The sequence below is a fragment of the Candidatus Methylomirabilota bacterium genome (assembly GCA_003104975.1).
Lineage (GTDB): Bacteria > Methylomirabilota > Methylomirabilia > Methylomirabilales > Methylomirabilaceae > Methylomirabilis.
The window spans coordinates 78,812-95,556 of record PQAM01000018.1 but is presented as its reverse complement, the minus strand read 5'-3'; the positions used below and the strand labels follow the sequence as shown (position 1 = coordinate 95,556).

At 60.7% G+C, this 16,745-nt stretch carries 17 protein-coding genes; 16 read left to right on the top strand and 1 reads right to left on the bottom strand.

What is annotated here, in order from left to right; translation table 11 throughout:
* Window positions 1-98: 98 nt before the first annotated feature.
* From C3F12_13320 to C3F12_13290, 7 genes are all read left to right on the top strand, one after another.
* Entirely contained in the window at window positions 99-1,163 is a 1,065-nt protein-coding gene (locus C3F12_13320) for a glucose-1-phosphate thymidylyltransferase (protein ID PWB42889.1), read from the top strand.
* 64 nt (window positions 1,164-1,227) lie between these two features.
* On the top strand, window positions 1,228-1,689 hold the full coding sequence (locus C3F12_13315; GenBank protein ID PWB42888.1) for a dTDP-4-dehydrorhamnose 3,5-epimerase: 462 nt from the start codon (window positions 1,228-1,230) through the stop codon (window positions 1,687-1,689).
* Window positions 1,690-1,691: 2 nt separating this feature from the next.
* Window positions 1,692-2,714 carry a dTDP-glucose 4,6-dehydratase gene (rfbB, locus tag C3F12_13310; protein PWB42887.1) on the top strand — a complete coding sequence of 341 codons (1,023 nt, stop codon included), beginning with the start codon at window positions 1,692-1,694 and terminating at the stop codon, window positions 2,712-2,714.
* Between the two features lie 124 nt (window positions 2,715-2,838).
* On the top strand, window positions 2,839-3,198 hold the full coding sequence (locus C3F12_13305) for a mannose-6-phosphate isomerase (protein ID PWB42886.1): 360 nt from the start codon (window positions 2,839-2,841) through the stop codon (window positions 3,196-3,198).
* Window positions 3,170-4,252 (top strand): mannose-1-phosphate guanylyltransferase, encoded by a 1,083-nt coding sequence (locus C3F12_13300; GenBank protein PWB42885.1) that lies wholly within the window; start codon window positions 3,170-3,172, stop codon window positions 4,250-4,252. Before C3F12_13305 ends, C3F12_13300 begins: the two co-directional genes overlap by 29 nt.
* A complete protein-coding gene (locus tag C3F12_13295) occupies window positions 4,252-5,595 on the top strand; it encodes a UDP-glucose 6-dehydrogenase (GenBank protein ID PWB42884.1) in 1,344 nt (447 codons plus the stop codon). The genes C3F12_13300 and C3F12_13295 overlap by 1 nt, the downstream gene beginning before the upstream one ends.
* Before the next feature lie 112 nt (window positions 5,596-5,707).
* A complete protein-coding gene (locus C3F12_13290; protein ID PWB43031.1) occupies window positions 5,708-6,652 on the top strand; it encodes an NAD-dependent dehydratase in 945 nt (314 codons plus the stop codon).
* A 30-nt stretch (window positions 6,653-6,682) separates the two neighbouring features.
* On the opposite strand, the gene C3F12_13285 is transcribed toward C3F12_13290, so the two are convergent.
* Window positions 6,683-7,594, bottom strand: a complete 912-nt coding sequence (locus C3F12_13285; GenBank protein ID PWB42883.1) for a branched chain amino acid aminotransferase — start codon at window positions 7,592-7,594, stop codon at window positions 6,683-6,685.
* 165 nt (window positions 7,595-7,759) lie between these two features.
* On the opposite strand from C3F12_13285, the gene proC reads away from it, so the two are divergent.
* The 9 genes from proC to ybeY all read left to right on the top strand — a co-directional run bounded on the left by proC (window position 7,760) and on the right by ybeY (window position 16,743).
* Window positions 7,760-8,575 carry a pyrroline-5-carboxylate reductase gene (proC, locus tag C3F12_13280; GenBank protein PWB42882.1) on the top strand — a complete coding sequence of 272 codons (816 nt, stop codon included), beginning with the start codon at window positions 7,760-7,762 and terminating at the stop codon, window positions 8,573-8,575.
* Window positions 8,576-8,580: 5 nt separating this feature from the next.
* Window positions 8,581-8,880, top strand: a complete 300-nt coding sequence (locus C3F12_13275; protein PWB42881.1) for a hypothetical protein — start codon at window positions 8,581-8,583, stop codon at window positions 8,878-8,880.
* The gene (locus C3F12_13270) at window positions 8,880-9,185 is read left to right on the top strand and encodes a hypothetical protein (protein ID PWB42880.1); all 306 of its coding nucleotides are present in this window, start codon (window positions 8,880-8,882) and stop codon (window positions 9,183-9,185) included. The genes C3F12_13275 and C3F12_13270 overlap by 1 nt, the downstream gene beginning before the upstream one ends.
* A 142-nt stretch (window positions 9,186-9,327) precedes the next feature.
* Entirely contained in the window at window positions 9,328-10,290 is a 963-nt protein-coding gene (gene glpX, locus C3F12_13265; GenBank protein ID PWB42879.1) for a fructose-bisphosphatase class II, read from the top strand.
* A 152-nt stretch (window positions 10,291-10,442) separates the two neighbouring features.
* Entirely contained in the window at window positions 10,443-11,702 is a 1,260-nt protein-coding gene (locus tag C3F12_13260; protein ID PWB43030.1) for a histidine--tRNA ligase, read from the top strand.
* On the top strand, window positions 11,699-13,480 hold the full coding sequence (locus C3F12_13255; GenBank protein ID PWB42878.1) for an aspartate--tRNA ligase: 1,782 nt from the start codon (window positions 11,699-11,701) through the stop codon (window positions 13,478-13,480). The genes C3F12_13260 and C3F12_13255 overlap by 4 nt, the downstream gene beginning before the upstream one ends.
* A gap of 302 nt (window positions 13,481-13,782) precedes the next feature.
* The gene (locus C3F12_13250; GenBank protein PWB43029.1) at window positions 13,783-14,736 is read left to right on the top strand and encodes a hypothetical protein; all 954 of its coding nucleotides are present in this window, start codon (window positions 13,783-13,785) and stop codon (window positions 14,734-14,736) included.
* Between the two features lie 11 nt (window positions 14,737-14,747).
* Complete coding sequence (locus C3F12_13245; protein ID PWB42877.1) at window positions 14,748-16,394, top strand: hypothetical protein; 1,647 nt, start codon at window positions 14,748-14,750, stop codon at window positions 16,392-16,394.
* On the top strand, window positions 16,330-16,743 hold the full coding sequence (gene ybeY / locus C3F12_13240) for an rRNA maturation RNase YbeY (GenBank protein PWB43028.1): 414 nt from the start codon (window positions 16,330-16,332) through the stop codon (window positions 16,741-16,743). Before C3F12_13245 ends, ybeY begins: the two co-directional genes overlap by 65 nt.
* Window positions 16,744-16,745: the final 2 nt, after the last annotated feature.

Here is a 16,745-nt window from a genome sequence, read left to right as displayed (position 1 = left end):
ATGACATCTGCTTGCCGGTTGGGACGTCGACATCTGCAGATCGAGCTGCGCATTGGCCCATAGATCGGAATAGTGCCGAGCTTCAGTAAGGACATGCTGTGAAGGCTTTGATCTTGAGCGGAGGCAAAGGGACCCGCCTGCGTCCGATTACCCATACGAGCGCCAAACAACTCGTTCCTGTCGCCAATAAACCGATCCTGTTCTACGCGCTGGAAGCCATGGCGGAGGCGAAGATCCAGCAGGTTGGGATCGTGGTGGGCGACACCAGGCAGGAGATTCGGGGCGCGGTGGGGGATGGGGCGCCATGGGGCCTCGACGTGACCTACATCGAACAAGAGGCGCCGCTCGGGCTGGCCCATGCGGTCAAGATCGCCGAACCGTTTCTGGGGATTGACCCGTTCGTGATGTATCTGGGGGATAACCTCGTCAAGGATGGAATCTGTTCGTTAGTTGAAGAGTTTACGCGGTTAGGTGCCAACTCGCACATCCTCCTGGCGAAGGTTCGCGACCCGCAGCGGTTCGGCGTGGCGGAATTGCAACATGGGCGGATCATCTCCCTGGAGGAGAAGCCGGCACACCCCAAGAGCGACCTGGCGCTGGTCGGCGTCTATATGTTCGATCGCACGATCTTCCGGGCGGTCAACGCAATTCACCCCTCATACCGCGGCGAGTTGGAAATTACCGATGCCATTCAGTTTCTGATCGATAACGGATACCGGGTCCATCCTCACGTGATCAGCGGCTGGTGGAAAGATACCGGGAAACTGGAGGATATGCTCGAGGCCAATCGGATCATGCTGGAGGCGATTACCCCTCGGGTGGAAGGGGATGTTGATGGCGCCTCCAACCTGATCGGCAAGGTCATCGTCGAGGAGGGGGCCAACGTCACCGCCAGCACGATACGAGGCCCCGTCATCATCGGTAAGCGCTGTCAGATTATCAGCTCCTACATCGGACCGTTCACGTCGATCTACCACGATACGCTCGTTCGCAATAGCGAGATCGAACACAGCATCATTCTTGACCAGTGTCGGATTACGGATATCGATGGGCGATTGGAGGATAGTCTTATCGGAAAAAACGTTGAGGTCTTCCGGTCCGATGGGAAACCGAAGGCCTACCGCCTGATGCTGGGGGACAGCAGCCAGGTGGGGTTGGTCTGAGGGTACGCGAAGTAAGAGACAGAAAAACAGGGTGTAGGGTGTTGGGTGCAGGGCGTGGGGACGGATGAACCTTATTGACGGCGTTAAGACCAGGCAGTTGCGCAGGGTCCCCGATGAGCGGGGATTCCTGACAGAGATGTTGCGCAGCGACTGGGAAGAGTTTGAGCGATTCGGACAGGCCTATATTACGGCCGCCTATCCGGGCGTGGTGAAGGGATGGCATTATCACAAGAAACAGACCGACCACTTTGTCGGCGTCCTGGGCATGTCCAAGGTCGTCTTGTTTGATGCCCGCGACGACTCGCCCACGAAAGGCCGCATCAACGAGTTCTTCATCGGCGAGCAGAACCCGATGCTGGTAAAGATCCCACCCCTGGTGATCCACGGGTACAAGGCGGTAGGTGATCGGATGTCGGCGATCGTGAATTTTCCGACCGAGCTCTACAACTATCAAGAGCCTGATGAATTTCGAATTCCCCCCGATAGTCCGGATATTCCGTACGATTGGGCGGTAAGGCTGGGTTGACCGTGCGAATCCTCGTGACCGGCGGGGCCGGGTTTATCGGGTCGAACCTCGTACGCCATCTGCTGGCGACGGATACGGCCTGTCGTATCGTCAATCTCGACAAGCTGACCTATGCGGGCAATCTTGAAAACCTGGCCGACGTTGAGGACGATCCGCGATACCGGTTTGTCAGGGGGAGTATCTGCGATGACCGATTGGTGGACGAACTGGCAGGGCAAGGGTTTGATGCGCTGATCAACCTGGCAGCGGAATCGCACGTGGATCGAAGTATCCAGGATGCGAGGGCGTTTACGGAGACCAATGCGGTCGGGACGCACACCCTGCTGGAGGCGTGTCGCCGGCACAGTATCCCCAGAATGCTGCAGGTGTCTACCGACGAGGTGTACGGTTCCTTGGGACCATCCGGTTACTTTACCGAAGAGAGCCCTCTGCATCCCAACAGTCCCTATGCGGCCAGTAAGGCGGCGGCGGACCTTCTGGCCTCGGCCTACTTTCGCACCTACGGGTTGCCGGTCATCATCACTCGGAGCTCCAATAACTATGGCCCCCACCAGTTTCCGGAAAAGTTTATCCCGCTGTTTATCACCAACGCCCTTGCCGATGAGCCGCTCCCATTGTATGGCGACGGCCTTCACGTCCGCGATTGGATACACGTACAGGACCATTGTGAGGCGCTGGCCCTGGTTCTCAGGCGCGGGGTTGCCGGAGAGATCTACAATATCGGCGGTCACTGCGAGCGGCCCAACATCGATGTGGCGCGGCTCATCCTGAGCGCGCTTGGCAAACCTGAGGCGTTGATTACGCGCGTGAAAGACCGCCTTGGCCACGATCGGCGGTATGCCCTTGATACCGCCAAGATTGAGCGGACCCAGGGTTGGAAGCCCCGAATTCCTTTTGAGACCGGGCTTGAGGAGACGGTCCGTTGGTATCAGCACCATACGACCTGGTGGACCCGCGTCAAAGGGGGTCAGTACCGGGAGCATTACCGCAGAACCTATGGAGATCTTTCGTGTGCCTTACCGTAACGTCACGATGGTGATACGGCCCGCGGTAGAGCCCGCTCAGTAGTGACCGGCCCGCAACAACCGTTGCCCCGCGATCGGTTGTTGTTCATTGCGGGTGTGCCGCTGCACCGCAGGGAAAGAGGATATGCCTACAGCGCTGACCGGAATACGCCCCTGGGGCGGCTGGACGGTCCTTGAGGAGGGGAACGGGTACAAGGTGAAACGGATTGAGGTCAATCCGGGCCATCGGTTGAGTCTGCAGTGCCACACTCATCGCAGTGAACATTGGGTGATCGTGGCCGGTACAGCGAAAATCGTTATTGGCGAGCGCGCCTCGATCATCGGTGCCCAGGAATCGACATTTGTGCCGGCAGGGGTCGCTCACCGGATCGAGAACCCGGGGCCGGAGCCCCTTGTCATCATTGAAATTCAAAACGGCCGCTACCTTGGCGAGGACGATATTGTCCGATTCCAGGATGATTATGGGCGAGGCGACGGAGAGTGACCGGAGCGTTCCATCCGTCTACGCGGTAGTGCTTGCCGGCGGCAGGGGCGAGCGCTTCTGGCCGATCAGCACAGATGTCCGGCCCAAGGCCTTTCTTCGCCTGGTCGGAAGCGAGTCGTTGTTGCAGGCGACGGTCCGACGGATGCGGCGACTGCTGCCGTGGTCCCAGATCGCCGTCGTGGTCGGCCAGACGCATGCCGAGCTGGTGCGGTCGCAGCTCCCGGAACTTCCCGCAGCCAATCTTGTGCTCGAACCGCAGGGCAGAGACACCGCGGCCGCGATCGGGTTGGCCTCATTGCTGCTTGAGCGGCTCGACCCGGACGCTCTGATGATCGCCCTGCCGGCCGATCACTATGTGTCGGACGATGAGACATTTATAGCGACCTTGCGGCGGGCTTGTGGGCTGCTCGCGTCGCATCCGGACCGGGTCGTGATGATCGGAGTCCCTCCTGCCAGACCGGAGACCGGATACGGATATCTGGAGGTCGGGGAGTCGCTGTCCGCAATCTCCGATGCGTTCTATATTCGTCGATTCCTTGAGAAACCCGATCGGCCTACGGCCGAGCGCCTGGTCACAGGCGGGTTGCACTACTGGAACAGCGGCATCTTCCTCTGGCATAATCGCGCCATCCAGAGTCTGATTGCCCGGTATATGCCCGACCTGTGGGCCGGCCTGTGCCGCATTCGCGAGGCGTGGGGGGTGCGGGAGACGCTGGCCCGCGAGTACAGCGCCTTTCAACGGCAGTCGGTAGACTACGGCGTGTTGGAGCGGATAGAGAGCGGGATTGTGATGGTCAGGGCCGATTTCGCCTGGGATGATCTGGGGGCGTGGGATGCATTGGCTCGGGTACAACCTGTAGACGATAGCGGTAACGTGACTGTGGGTCAGACGCAACTGGTGGATACCAGCCGCTCGGTGGTCGTCTCCGCCGGGCTGCCGGTCGCCGTGATCGGACTGTCGGAGATCATTGTGGTCGCATCCCATAACGGCGTCCTTGTGTGTCCAAAGGGACGGGCTCAGGACGTCAGAAAGCTGGGCGGGGGGCGTTCCTAGTGGACATTTGTATTGTCGGAACCGGATACGTCGGCCTTGTGACCGGGGCCTGTTTCGCAGAGGTAGGTCACCGAGTCGTCTGCGTGGATGACGACGTCGACAAGATTGCGGGCCTGCAACACGGGCAGATGCCCATCTTTGAGCCCGGTCTTGATCACCTGATTGTGCGGAACCGGCAGGCGGGTCGGCTCTTCTTCACCACCGACCTGCAGGAAGGGATCGGGGCGGCAACGGTTATCTTTATCTGTGTGGGGACGCCGCCGCTGGAAGACGGGGATGCCGATCTCTCGTCGGTCGAGCAGGTGGCGCGCCGGATCGGCGAGCTGGCGTCCGGTCACAAGCTGGTAGTCGAGAAGAGCACGGTACCCGTACAAACGGGCATGTGGATCGAGAAGACGCTCCAGGTGTATAAGGGGGATAAGGAGATACGGTTCGACGTCGCCTCCAATCCCGAGTTCCTTCGGGAAGGCTCCGCCGTCGAGGATTTCCTGCATCCCGACAGGATCGTAGTGGGCGTCGAGCACCCCCGGGCAGAGCGGCTGTTGCGGGAGCTGTATGAGCCGATTGTGAACCGCACCTTCACGTGTCCGATTCACAGCAGGTGCGCTGAGACGGGGCCCGTTCCGTTTCTGGTGACCGACATCACGAGCGCCGAATTGATCAAACACGCCTCGAACTCATTTCTGGCCACAAAGATCTCCTTCATCAACAGCGTGGCGGATCTGTGCGAGCTGGTCGGCGCCGATGTCGAGCTGGTGGCGCAGGGGATGGGGCTTGATCGACGGATCGGGCGCAGCTTTTTAAAGGCAGGACTCGGCTTTGGGGGGTTCTGCTTTCCGAAGGATCTGCAGGCGTTTGTCAAGATTGCGGAGAAATATGGGTACGATTTTGGTCTGCTTCGAGAGATTGACCGGATTAATCAATCCAGGATCTCACAAGCTGTCAGGAAACTTAAGGATCAGCTCTGGATCCTCAAGGATAAGACTGTCGGCGTATGGGGGCTCGCGTTCAAGCCGGAGACGGACGATGTGCGGTACTCCCCCGCACTGGCCCTGATCAATCGGCTTCTGGCGGAGGGTGCGGTCGTCAAGGCCTACGACCCGAAGGCGATGGAACGGGTGCGGCGCCAACTTCCCACACTCACCTATTGCCAGGATCCGTATGAGGCGGCTACCGGCGCCGATGCGTTGGTGGTGGCGACAGAGTGGAAAGAGTTTGCCGACCTTGACCTGACTCGGGTGAGAGGCCTGATGCGGCGACCCATACTGCTGGATGGGCGCAATCTGTTCGATCGACAACAGATGACGGCGATGGGATTCGAATACCTCGGGATGGGACGATGAAAACAGTGTCAAGTCTCAAGTGCCAGGTGTCGAGTTGGAGAGACGTTCGAAGGAGAGGAATCTGGCAGGCCATGAACTCGACACTCAGCACTCTACGCTCGGGACTCTCATCATGCCTCGCACACTGATTACCGGAGGCGCCGGATTCCTTGGTTCCCACCTCTGCGATCGATTGATCGAGGAGGGGCATCAGGTCATCTGCCTTGACAACCTGATCACCGGTTCAATGGACAACGTCGCCCATCTGATCGGACACGACGCCTTCCGTTTTGTCAGACTGGATGTCACCGAGTACCTGTATGTCGAAGGCCCGCTGGACTACGTCCTCCATTTCGCCTCTCCGGCCAGCCCTGTGGATTATCAGCGCCTGCCGATCCAGACGTTGAAGGTGGGATCTCTCGGTACCCATAAGGCGCTGGGATTGGCGAAGGCCAAGGGCGCGCGACTTCTCCTTGCCTCGACCTCAGAGGTCTATGGTGATCCGGTGATCCATCCCCAGCGGGAGGAATACTGGGGTAACGTCAATCCGGTCGGCCCCCGTGGGGTGTACGACGAGGCAAAGCGATTTGCCGAGGCGATGACCATGGCCTATCACCGATATCACGGACTTGATACGCGGATTGCCAGGATCTTCAACACGTATGGACCGCGGATGCGACCGAACGACGGCCGGGTGGTCTCGAACTTCATCAATCAGGCACTTCGCGGCGAGCCCTTGACGGTGTACGGGGACGGTTCTCAGACGCGAAGCTTCTGCTACGTCACCGATTTGGTTGAGGGACTGTATCGTCTGCTGATGTCGGACGAGGTGAACCCGGTGAACATCGGCAACCCCAAAGAGTTTACGGTGCTCGACCTTGCCCATATGGTTCTGGGGGCGGTTGGCGGCCCATCCGTTATTGAGTTCCGTCCGTTGCCGATGGACGACCCTCGTGTTCGTCAACCGGATATTGATCTGGCAAGAATGAAACTAGGCTGGGAGCCGACGTTGCAGATTGCTGAAGGACTGGCGCTGACCATCGACTACTTCCGTCAGCGGTCGGGGAAATCTTGCTGAACCCTAGACCCTAACCCCTATCCCCTGTATTTAGTAGACCGGCGTCAACCAGTGCGCGTACCGCTTCTCTTTACCCTTCACCACGTCGAAATAGAGGGCTTGAATCTTCTCCGTGATGGGCCCTATCCGGCCGCTACCCAGCAGCCGTTTGTCTACTTCAATGATGGGCGACACCTGGGCGCCGGTCCCGCAGAGGAACGCCTCGTCGGCGACATACAGCTCTGTCCTGCCGATAGGCCGCTCAATTGTCTCGATCCCCAATTCCTCTCGAGCCAGTTGGATGACCGTTTCTCGCGTAATCCCTTCCAGGATATCCTCCGATAGGGCGGGCGTAATTAACTTGCCGTCCCTGATGAGGAAGATATTCTCCGCCGAGCCTTCAGAGATACAGCCCTCTTCAGTGAGGAAGATCGCCTCATCGTAGCCATGTTCGAGGGCCTCCGTTTTGGCCAGGGCGGAGTTGACATACCCGCCGGTGACCTTACACCGTGCCGGGATCGTATTGTCGTGAATCCGTCGCCAGGAAGAAAAGCCCACCTTGATCCCGCTGGAGACGTTGATGTAGTCGCCAAGCGGCAGCGTGTACATGGCAATGCTGCTCGGATACCCGATGAACTTGGGACCGATCCCATCCGAATCGACATAGGCAATCGGCCGGATGTAAGTGTCGGTTTCCGGACGGTTGCGCCTGAGCAGTTCGAGGGTGATCTCCGACAGCTCTTTGACATCCTTGCCGATATTCAGCTTCAGGACCCGGCAGTTCCTGAGCAGCCGGAGGTAGTGTTCCGCCAAGCGAAAGACGTAGAGCTGCCGTTCATCCAGATTCCAGTAGGCCCGGATCCCCTCGAAGATCCCAGTCCCATACTGGAACGTATTGTTCTGGATGCTGACCTTGGCCTGATCTAACGGAACGATCTGTCCCTTGAAATAGGCGTACGTCATGATGTGTCTCTCGCTGCCCCGGCGCGTAAGTCCGACTGCCGGGCTCAACCTAACCGGAATCCTATGAAAAGTCAATAGGTTTTGGGTGTCCGAATCCCCTTGACTCGCCTCAGGTTTGACGCTATAAGACGACAGGTCTATTCTATGAGACGTCAGGAGCACAGCATGCTGCACGGGCGGACGATCGGGTTCATTGGGGCCGGCAATATGGCCGAGGCGATGATCCGCGGCCTGCTCGAAGCCAGGCTGGTGACCGCCGACCAGATCATTGCGTCGGATATCGCCGAGGCGAAACGAGAGCAGATCCATCTCCGCTACGGCATTCAGACCGTGGCTGGAGGCCGCGATGTCGGCCTGAAGGCGTCGATCCTGATCCTGGCCGTCAAACCCCAGGACATGGAGGCGGCGCTACATGGGATCGCCGCTTCAGTGGATCAGACGAAGACGGTCATCTCGATCGCCGCAGGCATCACCATCGCCTTTATCGGCGAGCGGCTGCCTGCCGGGGCGCGGATCGTTCGCGCCATGCCCAATGCCCCGGTTATGGTGCTGGCCGGCGCCGCCGGCATCACGAAGGGCGAGCACGCCACAGCCGAGGACGTGCAGATTGCAGAAGCAATTTTTGCGGCGGTCGGAAAAGCGGTCGTCGTAGAGGAAAAGCATCTGGATGCCGTGACGGGACTCAGCGCCAGCGGTCCCGCCTACGTATTTCTGTGTATTGAAGCGCTGACCGACGCCGGTGTGAAAGTGGGGCTTGCGCGGGATGTCGCCGGGCTGCTGGCTGCCCAGACCGTCCTGGGCGCCGCCAAGATGGTGCTTGAGAGTGGGCGTCATCCGGCAGCGTTAAAGGATATGGTGACCTCTCCGGGCGGAACGACTATTGCCGGGCTGTATGCCCTGGAGCGCGGCGGATTGCGTGGGATCCTGATGGAGGCGGTTGAGGCGGCCACGATCCGATCCCGGGAACTGGGCAGGAGATAATTGTCATGCCGTTTCTTGCGTACTTCATCGACGCGTTCGCGTCCATTCTGAATACCGTATTATGGGTGTACACGTGGCTGTTTATCATCCGGGCGCTGCTCTCATGGGTCAATCCGGATCCTTGGAATCCGATCGTCCAGTTCCTCGCTCGCGTCACCGACCCGGTACTGCGGCCGATTCAGCAGATGATTCCGATGTGGCGATTAGGCATAGATATTTCCCCCATTATCGCCATCCTGGCGCTCCAGTTTATCCAGCGGTGGCTTGTGCCTTCGCTTCAAGAGATTGCGTGGAACCTTCGTTAATGGTTCTGGTTCGGCAGGCGGGCACGACCGCCTCCTTTCGTATTCAGCTTCAGCCGAAGGCCTCTCGCGAAGCGATTGTCGGCGAGGTCGACGGTATCTTGCGGCTCCGGGTCACCGCGCCTCCGGTAGAAGGACGAGCTAACGAGGCCTGTCTCCGCCTGTTGTCAAAGGCGCTCGACCTGCCGGTCTCTCGCCTGCAAATCGCCGTCGGCGAGCATGCCCGCGTAAAAACGATCCGGGTCGCCGGCGCCTCGGCAGACCTCCTGCGTACCGCGCTCAGCGACCTGCTGGGACGCCCGCGTTAGCCTCCTGCCTCTGTCGGATCACAGAAGTTGGGCTTGACTGGAATCCCCGTATTTCCTATACTTCTGTCGGTTTTCGGGGGTGAGTGGGGATGGGCGGGCCCGAGCCGCCTGCAGTTTCAGACCGACTGAGAAAAAAGGAACGATGGACCGGAATCTGGCGCTGGAGTTGGTGCGAGCCACCGAGATGGCCGCCATCTCGTCGGCTCGCTGGATGGGATTGGGCAACCCGAGCGCGGCGGAGCAGGCGGCGATCGACGCGATGCGCCACGCCTTCGACCATGTGAGCTTCAAGGGCTCGATTGTCATCGGCAAGGGCGAGCACGGGAAGGCCCCGACCCTCTACGTCGGCGAGGTGCTCGGCCAGGGCAACAGCCCAGAAGTCGATATCGCACTTGATGCCGTGGAAAGCGGCGCGATTGTGGCACATGGCCGCCCGAATGCTATTTCTGTCATTGCTGCCGCCGAGAAGGGGTCGTTGCATCAGGTGCCCGACGCCCATATGGAAAAGATCGCCGTCGGACCCAAGGCGGCCGGGGTGATTGATATCACCGCCCCCCCGGAGAAGAATCTTCGCGCCATCGCCGAAGCGATGAACCGTTCGGTTGAGGATGTGACGGTGGTCATCCTTGACCGACCGCGCCATGCCGATCTGGTGCGACAGGTCCGCGGGATCGGCGCGCGCATCAAGCTGATTCAGGACGGCGATCTCTCCGCGACGATGGCGGTGGCGTTTGAGGGAACGGGCGTCGACGTTCTGATGGGGGTCGGGGGGGCGCGAGAGGGCGCGTTGGCGGCGACGGCGCTGCAGTGTATCGGTGGCGACATGCAGGGTCGACTGAAACCGCTGACGGAGGAAGAGGCAGAGCAGGCGCTGAGAATGGGGATCCGCGATCTGGACCGGGTATTTACGATCGCCGATCTGACGGGAGGCGGAGAGATCGACATTATGTGCGCCGCGACCGGGGTCACCGATGGGGATCTCTTGAAGGGGGTCCGCTTCTTCGGCGGGGGCGCGCAGACCCATTCCCTCGTCATGCGCTCGAGATCGGCGACCGTCCGCTTCATTGAATCAACTCACCGTTTTGACCGGAAGGCGGTCTCGTAGGCCCGCATTGAGCATGTCTTTGGTCGGCCAGCCATCAGCCGTCAGCGATGTAGGGGCGCTGCTTGCTGCGCCCCTTTGGGCAGGGCAAGCCCCGCCCCTACAGCAATTGCCGGAAGCTGATTGCTGATGGCTGAAAGCTGATAGCTGCGATGATGAAGTTCAAGGGTGTGCGGGGGGCGCCGGACCTCTTGCCGAATGAGTCCGCAACATGGCAGCGCATAGAGGCGGCCACGCGTTCGCTCCTGCAGCGGTACGGCTACGCGGAAATCCGGACCCCGGCCTTCGAACGGACGGAACTGTTCATCCGTGGCATCGGTGAGGGAACCGACATCGTCGAAAAGGAGATGTACACCTTCACCGACCAGGGTGACGTCAGTCTTACGCTTCGACCTGAGGGGACCGCGCCGGTCGTCCGAGCCTACCTTGAACATCAAATGGCCGCCCAGTCCCCCCTCGTAAAGGTCTATTACCTCGGTCCGATGTTTCGTCGGGAACGGCCGCAATCGGGACGCTACCGGCAGTTTCACCAGATCGGCGTCGAGGCGATCGGCTCCGACCAGCCGGCGGTGGATGCGGAGGTGATCGACCTGTTGTGGGCGCTGATCGTGGAGGCGTTTGGGATCCCCGATCTGCAGCTTCGCCTGAACTCCATCGGTGACGCCGTCTGCCGGCCCGCGATTCGCGATCGCCTCGCGCACTATATGGCGGATCGATCGTCGGAGCTTTGTACGGATTGCCAGGGACGATTGAAGCGCAATCCGCTCCGGATCATGGACTGTAAGCAGGCGGGCTGCCAGCGTCTGGTTGCGGACGCGCCGAAACCGCTCGAGAGCCTGTGCGACGCCTGTGCGGCGCATTTCGCCGAGGTTCGGCATTTGCTGGATCTGCTGAAGATCCCCTATATCATCGATGAGCGATTGGTTCGCGGCCTTGAATATTACACAAAGACGGCCTTCGAACTGATCAATCCTCGGCTTGGCGCGCAAAACGCACTGGCCGGCGGCGGGCGCTATGACGGTCTGATCGAATCGATGGGCGGGCCCACGACCCCGGCGATGGGCTTTGCGGTGGGGTTGGAGCGGGTCATCGCGTCGCTTCCGCTGATCGGGGAGGCGAGTGCCCTGCGGGGGGTCTATGTCGCGACCCTGGGACCGGAAGCGCGGCGGACCGGGATGGGGCTTCTGCAAGAGCTGCGTCGCCGCGGCGCGCGCGGCCTGATGGATCTTGAGATGCGCAGTCTCAAGGGGCAGATGCGCCAGGCCAATAAGGAGCGGGTCCGGTACTGTGTGATTGTGGGCGATGAGGAGTTGAAGCGAGGCCAGGCGACGCTGCGGGATATGGTGAAGGCGGACCAGACCGCCGTCGCGCTGGATCAGATTGTTGAACGCCTGATAGGGCTGGAGGGGGTGTGATCAGGGGCATGGGTGGCCTCAAACGAACCGAGTACTGTGGTCTGTTGCGACCGCACGATGTGGGGAGGGTTGTCGTCCTGATGGGGTGGGTGCATCGGCGGCGCGACCACGGCGGCCTTATCTTCATCGATCTTCGAGACCGCGAAGGGATCATTCAGACGGTCTTCAATCCCGAGTTCCATCCGGAGGCCCATGAGATTGCCCGACGGATGCGCACCGAGTTCGTCGTGGCGATCAGCGGCCGGGTCCAGCCTCGCCCGTCGGGAACTGAGAATACCCTGTTGCCCACCGGAACCATTGAGGTGGTGGTGGAACAGGCGCAGATTCTGAATGAGGCCAAGCCGCCGGTCTTTCCGATTGAGGAGCAGACCGATGTTGCTGAAGAGATCCGGCTGACCTATCGATATCTGGACCTCCGTCGCCCCTCGATGCTGCGCAATCTGCGTCTGCGCCACAAGGCGTGTCAGGCCGTCCGCGGTTATCTGGACCGACACGGGTTTGTGGAGGTGGAGACCCCTATGCTGACCCGAAGCACACCGGAAGGGGCCAGGGACTATCTGGTCCCCAGTCGGCTGAACCCCGGTGAGTTTTACGCCCTGCCGCAGTCGCCCCAGCTCTTCAAGCAGCTCCTTATGGTCGCAGGACTCGATCGATACTATCAGATCGTCCGGTGTTTTCGAGATGAGGATCAGCGGGCCGACCGGCAGGCAGAGTTTACCCAGATCGACCTCGAGATGTCGTTTATGAATCGGGACGAGGTGCTCGAGGTGACGGAAGGGCTGGTGGCGGCGCTCTTTGAGGCGGCCGGTAAACCCGTCCCGCCCAGACCCTTTCCCAGACTGACGTATGCTGAGGCGATGGACCGATTCGGTCTCGATGCGCCCGACACCCGGTTCGGGATGGAGCTGGCCGATCTGACCGATATCTTGCGCGGGGTTGAGGTAAAGGCATTCGCCGAGTCGATTGCCCGGGGCGGCGTCGTCAAGGGGATCAACGCCAAAGGGTGCGGCGCATTCTCTCGAACGCAGATCGACGGGCTCGTTGATTACGCCAAGGGGTTTGGCGCCAAGGGCCTGGCCTGGTTCAAGGTGGCCGCAGATGGACTCCAGTCGCCCCTGGCTAAATTCCTCGGATCGATCGTCCTCGAACGTCTGGCTGAGCGGCTGAAAGGGGAGGAGGGGGATCTGCTGTTGCTGGTTGCCGATCAGGCGAAGACGGCGGCCGAATCGCTGGGGCGCCTGCGGGTCAAGCTGGGTCGCGAGCTGAAGCTGATCGACGAGGGCGCGCTGGCGGTAACCTGGGTGGTCGACTTCCCGCTCCTTGACTACGATCCGGAACAGGGGCGATGGCAGGCGATGCACCACCCCTTTACGGCGCCGCTGGACGAGGACCTCCCGCTCTTCGACACCGACCCCGGACGCATCCGCGCCAAGGCCTATGACCTGGTGGTCAACGGACAGGAACTGGGGGGCGGCAGCATCAGGATCCACCGCCGGGACGTCCAGAGCCGGATGTTTGCCGCGCTGGGGCTCGGAGCGGATGAGGCGAGGGCCAAGTTCGGGTTCCTCATGGACGCGCTTGAATACGGCGCCCCGCCCCACGGCGGGCTCGCGTTCGGCCTGGACCGGATCATTGCGCTCCTGGCAGGGACCACCTCAATCCGGGACGTGATCGCCTTCCCCAAGACCCAAAAGGCGCAGGACCTGATGACGCAGGCCCCCGCGCCTGTCGACGCACGGCAACTCAGGGAGCTGCGGATCAAGCTGGATCTGGACTGACAAGACAGCTTTCAGCTATCAGTGAAGCCACTGGTGTCGTTGCGAGGCGAAGCCGAAGCAATCTCACGGTCTTTCGGGGTAACGACGGTGAGATTGCCGTGCTCCCTTCGGTCGCTCGCAATGACAGGGGCAAAGAGGGCAGCGTTGACAGCCGGCCGAGACGGGAATATGCTGAATGCAGGACACGGGAGCAGCCTCCAGCTCATAGCCGGCTGCTGATGGCTGACGACTGATTGCTGAATAATGAGCAGCGAAGCGGGGAGATGACGGGGGAGCAGGTTCGACCGGACACGAAGGTCTCTCTGCCCGTCGGGGAAGAGATCCGGCAACTATTCGGCCGCAAGGACGAGGTCAGGAGGCTTATCGAAGAGGCATTGCAGGTCAAGCTGGTCGCGCGTGACGGCCTCGTGAGTATCCACGGCGAGGCGTCGAATGTGGCGGTGGCAGAGCAGGTTGTCTCGGAGTTGATCTCGCAATTGACACGCGGTGAGCGGGTGACGCCACAGGACGTCAAGCTGGCGCTGCGACTGTTTGTGAAGAAAGAAGAGGAGGAGTTCAGGCGGATCCAGGGTGAGGTCATCGAGGTTTCGTCAAAGAAGCGGTCGGTCCGGCCGAAGGGTCCCGGTCAGCGACGGTATATCGAGGCGATCCGCCATCACGACATTGTCTTTGCCATCGGGCCGGCCGGGACCGGCAAGACCTATCTCGCTATGGCGATGGCCGTATCGGCCCTGTTGAAGCACGAGGTCAACCGGATTATCCTGACGAGACCCGCCGTAGAGGCGGGGGAAAAGTTGGGGTTTCTACCGGGCACCCTCTACGAAAAGATTAATCCCTACCTTCGACCCCTGTACGATGCGCTGTACGATATGATCGAACTGGAGCGCGTCACCCGTCTGATCGAGATGGGCACCATCGAGATCGCACCGCTGGCCTTCATGCGAGGCCGGACGCTGAACGATTCCTTTATCATCCTGGACGAGGCGCAGAACACGACCTCGGAGCAGATGAAGATGTTTCTGACGCGCCTCGGCTTCGGTTCAAAGACCGTCATCACCGGCGACATCACCCAGGTCGATCTGCCGAGCGGCCGACTGTCCGGTCTGATCGAGGTGCAGCGCATCCTGAAGGGAATCGAGGGGATCAGATTCGCCTATTTTGGCGAGGAGGACGTTGTGCGACATGAGTTGGTACAGCAGATCGTCAGGGCGTACGATGCATATCAGGCCTCGACAGTACCGGCCGAGGGGCGATAGGAAGGCGCCCGATGGCGCCCTATAGGAACGGCAGCAGTACCGTGATCAGCGCGCCGTCGCCGGCTGCGGGCCGACTGTTGAGCGTGCCGCGCGTGGTGTCCGCGTGGTTTCATTGGGCGACGGGACGTCTTGAGGCCCATCCGGGCGCACTCTATGCGCTCTGCGGTCTGGCGGTCGTCGCGATCGTGTTGGTCGTTGCGTCTTCGCCGGTGCTTCCGCCGGGGATCCTCACGCTCCTCGGGATCTGCCTGCTGGTCGGCTTCCTGTTAGGCAGCCTCTACCTGTACATCTGGACGCTCCAACCTAAGCCGCTGCGACAACCGAAATCTCTGCTCCTGCTGACCTCAGTCATCCTCTTGACGGTCGCCGTCACCCGCTTATTTGTCCTCTTTCTTCCCTCCGTTCATCAGACGCTCCCCACTGTGCCGGCGAGCGCCCTCGAATACACGATTCCTGTCGCCATTGGGGGTCTGCTTCTGGCGATTCTCTTCAACAGTCGCCTGGCCTTTGCGGGCGCCCTCGCCATCAACATTCTTGCCTCGCTGCTCACGGCCGACGGGTTTCGCTTCTTTCTGTACAGCCTTGTCAGCAACCTGGTAGCGATCTTTGCCCTCGTCGGTCGAAAGGATCGAACCATCTTCCTGAAGGCGGGGGTGGCGGTCGGGTTGGCCAACCTGTACTCGGTTCTGGCATGGTCGCTACTGTCCGGGTCGACGGAGCGGCTCGGCTTTCACCTGCTGTGCGGCCTGATCGGCGGCCTGCTGGTCGCGATGCTCTCGCTGGGCCTGCTCCCCCTCTTTGAATATCTGTTCGAGGTCGCCACCGATTTTCGATTGGTGGAACTGTGCAACCTGAACCATCCGCTCCTGAAAGAGATGATCCTGAAGGCGCCGGGTACGTATCATCATAGCGTGATGGTGGGGACGCTGACCGAGGCGGCCGCAGAGGCGATCGGCGCGAATGCGATGCTGTGCCGGGTAGGCGCGTACTATCATGACATCGGCAAGATTACCAAACCGTCATACTTTGTTGAAAATCAGCCGAATGTGAAGAGTCGGCATGACAAGCTTGGGCCGAATCTCAGCAACCTGATCATCGTCTCGCACGTCAAGGCGGGCATAGAGTTGGGCCGGACCTACGGCCTGCCGCCGGCAGTGCTGGAGATGATCCCGCAGCACCACGGCACCAGGCTGACGTTCTTCTTTTACCAGAGGGCCAAGGATCTGGAGGACAGCGACCAGGGCGAGGTTCATGAGGAGCGATTTCGATATCCGGGACCCAAACCCCAGACCAAGGAGGCGGCCATCCTGATGCTGGCCGACGCCGTAGAGGCGGCATCGCGAACCCTGACCGAACCGACACCCGGCCGGTTTCAGGCGCTGGTCGCGAAGATCGTCAATGCCATTGTTGTCGATGGGCAGCTCCGTGAATGCGAGCTGACCTTCAGCGAGCTTCGTCTGATTGAGGAGAGCTTTGTCCGGATCCTGTGCGGGATCTACCATCGACGGGTGGAGTATCCGGGGTTTGACTTTGAGGAGTCCGCGGGCAGGCGGGGCGCCAACGTTGATACAGGTCACAAACCGACAAAGGAAGATCAGGCTCGACACGAGCTTTCTAAAAAGGGTCGGACAGCGCACTCTCGTCCAGGCAGGGTGTGACGAGGCCGAGTGCGGGCTGGTGCTGGTAGGCGACCGAACCATGGCCCGCCTGAATCGGTACTATCGAGGGAAGACCGGCCCGACGGACGTCCTCTCGTTCCCCATGCGCGAGGGATCGTTTGCATCGTTGTCGCCGGATCTGCTTGGGGATGTCGTGATCTCGACCGAGACGGCCGAGCGACAGGCCAGGGCCTCGGGTCGCTCCCTTCGAGACGAGCTGGTTGCGCTGCTGATCCACGGGATCCTCCATCTTCTTGGTTATGATCATCAGACGCCGTCGGAGGCGAGGCGCATGAAGCGCCTTGAACGGCGATACGGCCTCCCATTCATTGAGGCTGAGGGCAGGTAGGC

Excerpts from the sequence above, each read along its gene's own strand:
- C3F12_13315 (PWB42888.1), top strand. The coding sequence starts at position 1,228 with ATGAACCTTATTGACGGCGTTAAGACCAGGCAGTTGCGCAGGGTCCCC.
- C3F12_13305 (PWB42886.1), top strand. The coding sequence starts at position 2,839 with ATGCCTACAGCGCTGACCGGAATACGCCCCTGGGGCGGCTGGACGGTC.
- C3F12_13300 (PWB42885.1), top strand. The coding sequence starts at position 3,170 with ATGATTATGGGCGAGGCGACGGAGAGTGACCGGAGCGTTCCATCCGTC.
- C3F12_13290 (PWB43031.1), top strand. The coding sequence starts at position 5,708 with ATGCCTCGCACACTGATTACCGGAGGCGCCGGATTCCTTGGTTCCCAC.
- C3F12_13285 (PWB42883.1), bottom strand. The coding sequence starts at position 7,594 with ATGACGTACGCCTATTTCAAGGGACAGATCGTTCCGTTAGATCAGGCC.
- proC (PWB42882.1), top strand. The coding sequence starts at position 7,760 with ATGCTGCACGGGCGGACGATCGGGTTCATTGGGGCCGGCAATATGGCC.
- C3F12_13275 (PWB42881.1), top strand. The coding sequence starts at position 8,581 with ATGCCGTTTCTTGCGTACTTCATCGACGCGTTCGCGTCCATTCTGAAT.
- C3F12_13270 (PWB42880.1), top strand. The coding sequence starts at position 8,880 with ATGGTTCTGGTTCGGCAGGCGGGCACGACCGCCTCCTTTCGTATTCAG.
- glpX (PWB42879.1), top strand. The coding sequence starts at position 9,328 with ATGGACCGGAATCTGGCGCTGGAGTTGGTGCGAGCCACCGAGATGGCC.
- C3F12_13260 (PWB43030.1), top strand. The coding sequence starts at position 10,443 with ATGAAGTTCAAGGGTGTGCGGGGGGCGCCGGACCTCTTGCCGAATGAG.
- C3F12_13245 (PWB42877.1), top strand. The coding sequence starts at position 14,748 with ATGGCGCCCTATAGGAACGGCAGCAGTACCGTGATCAGCGCGCCGTCG.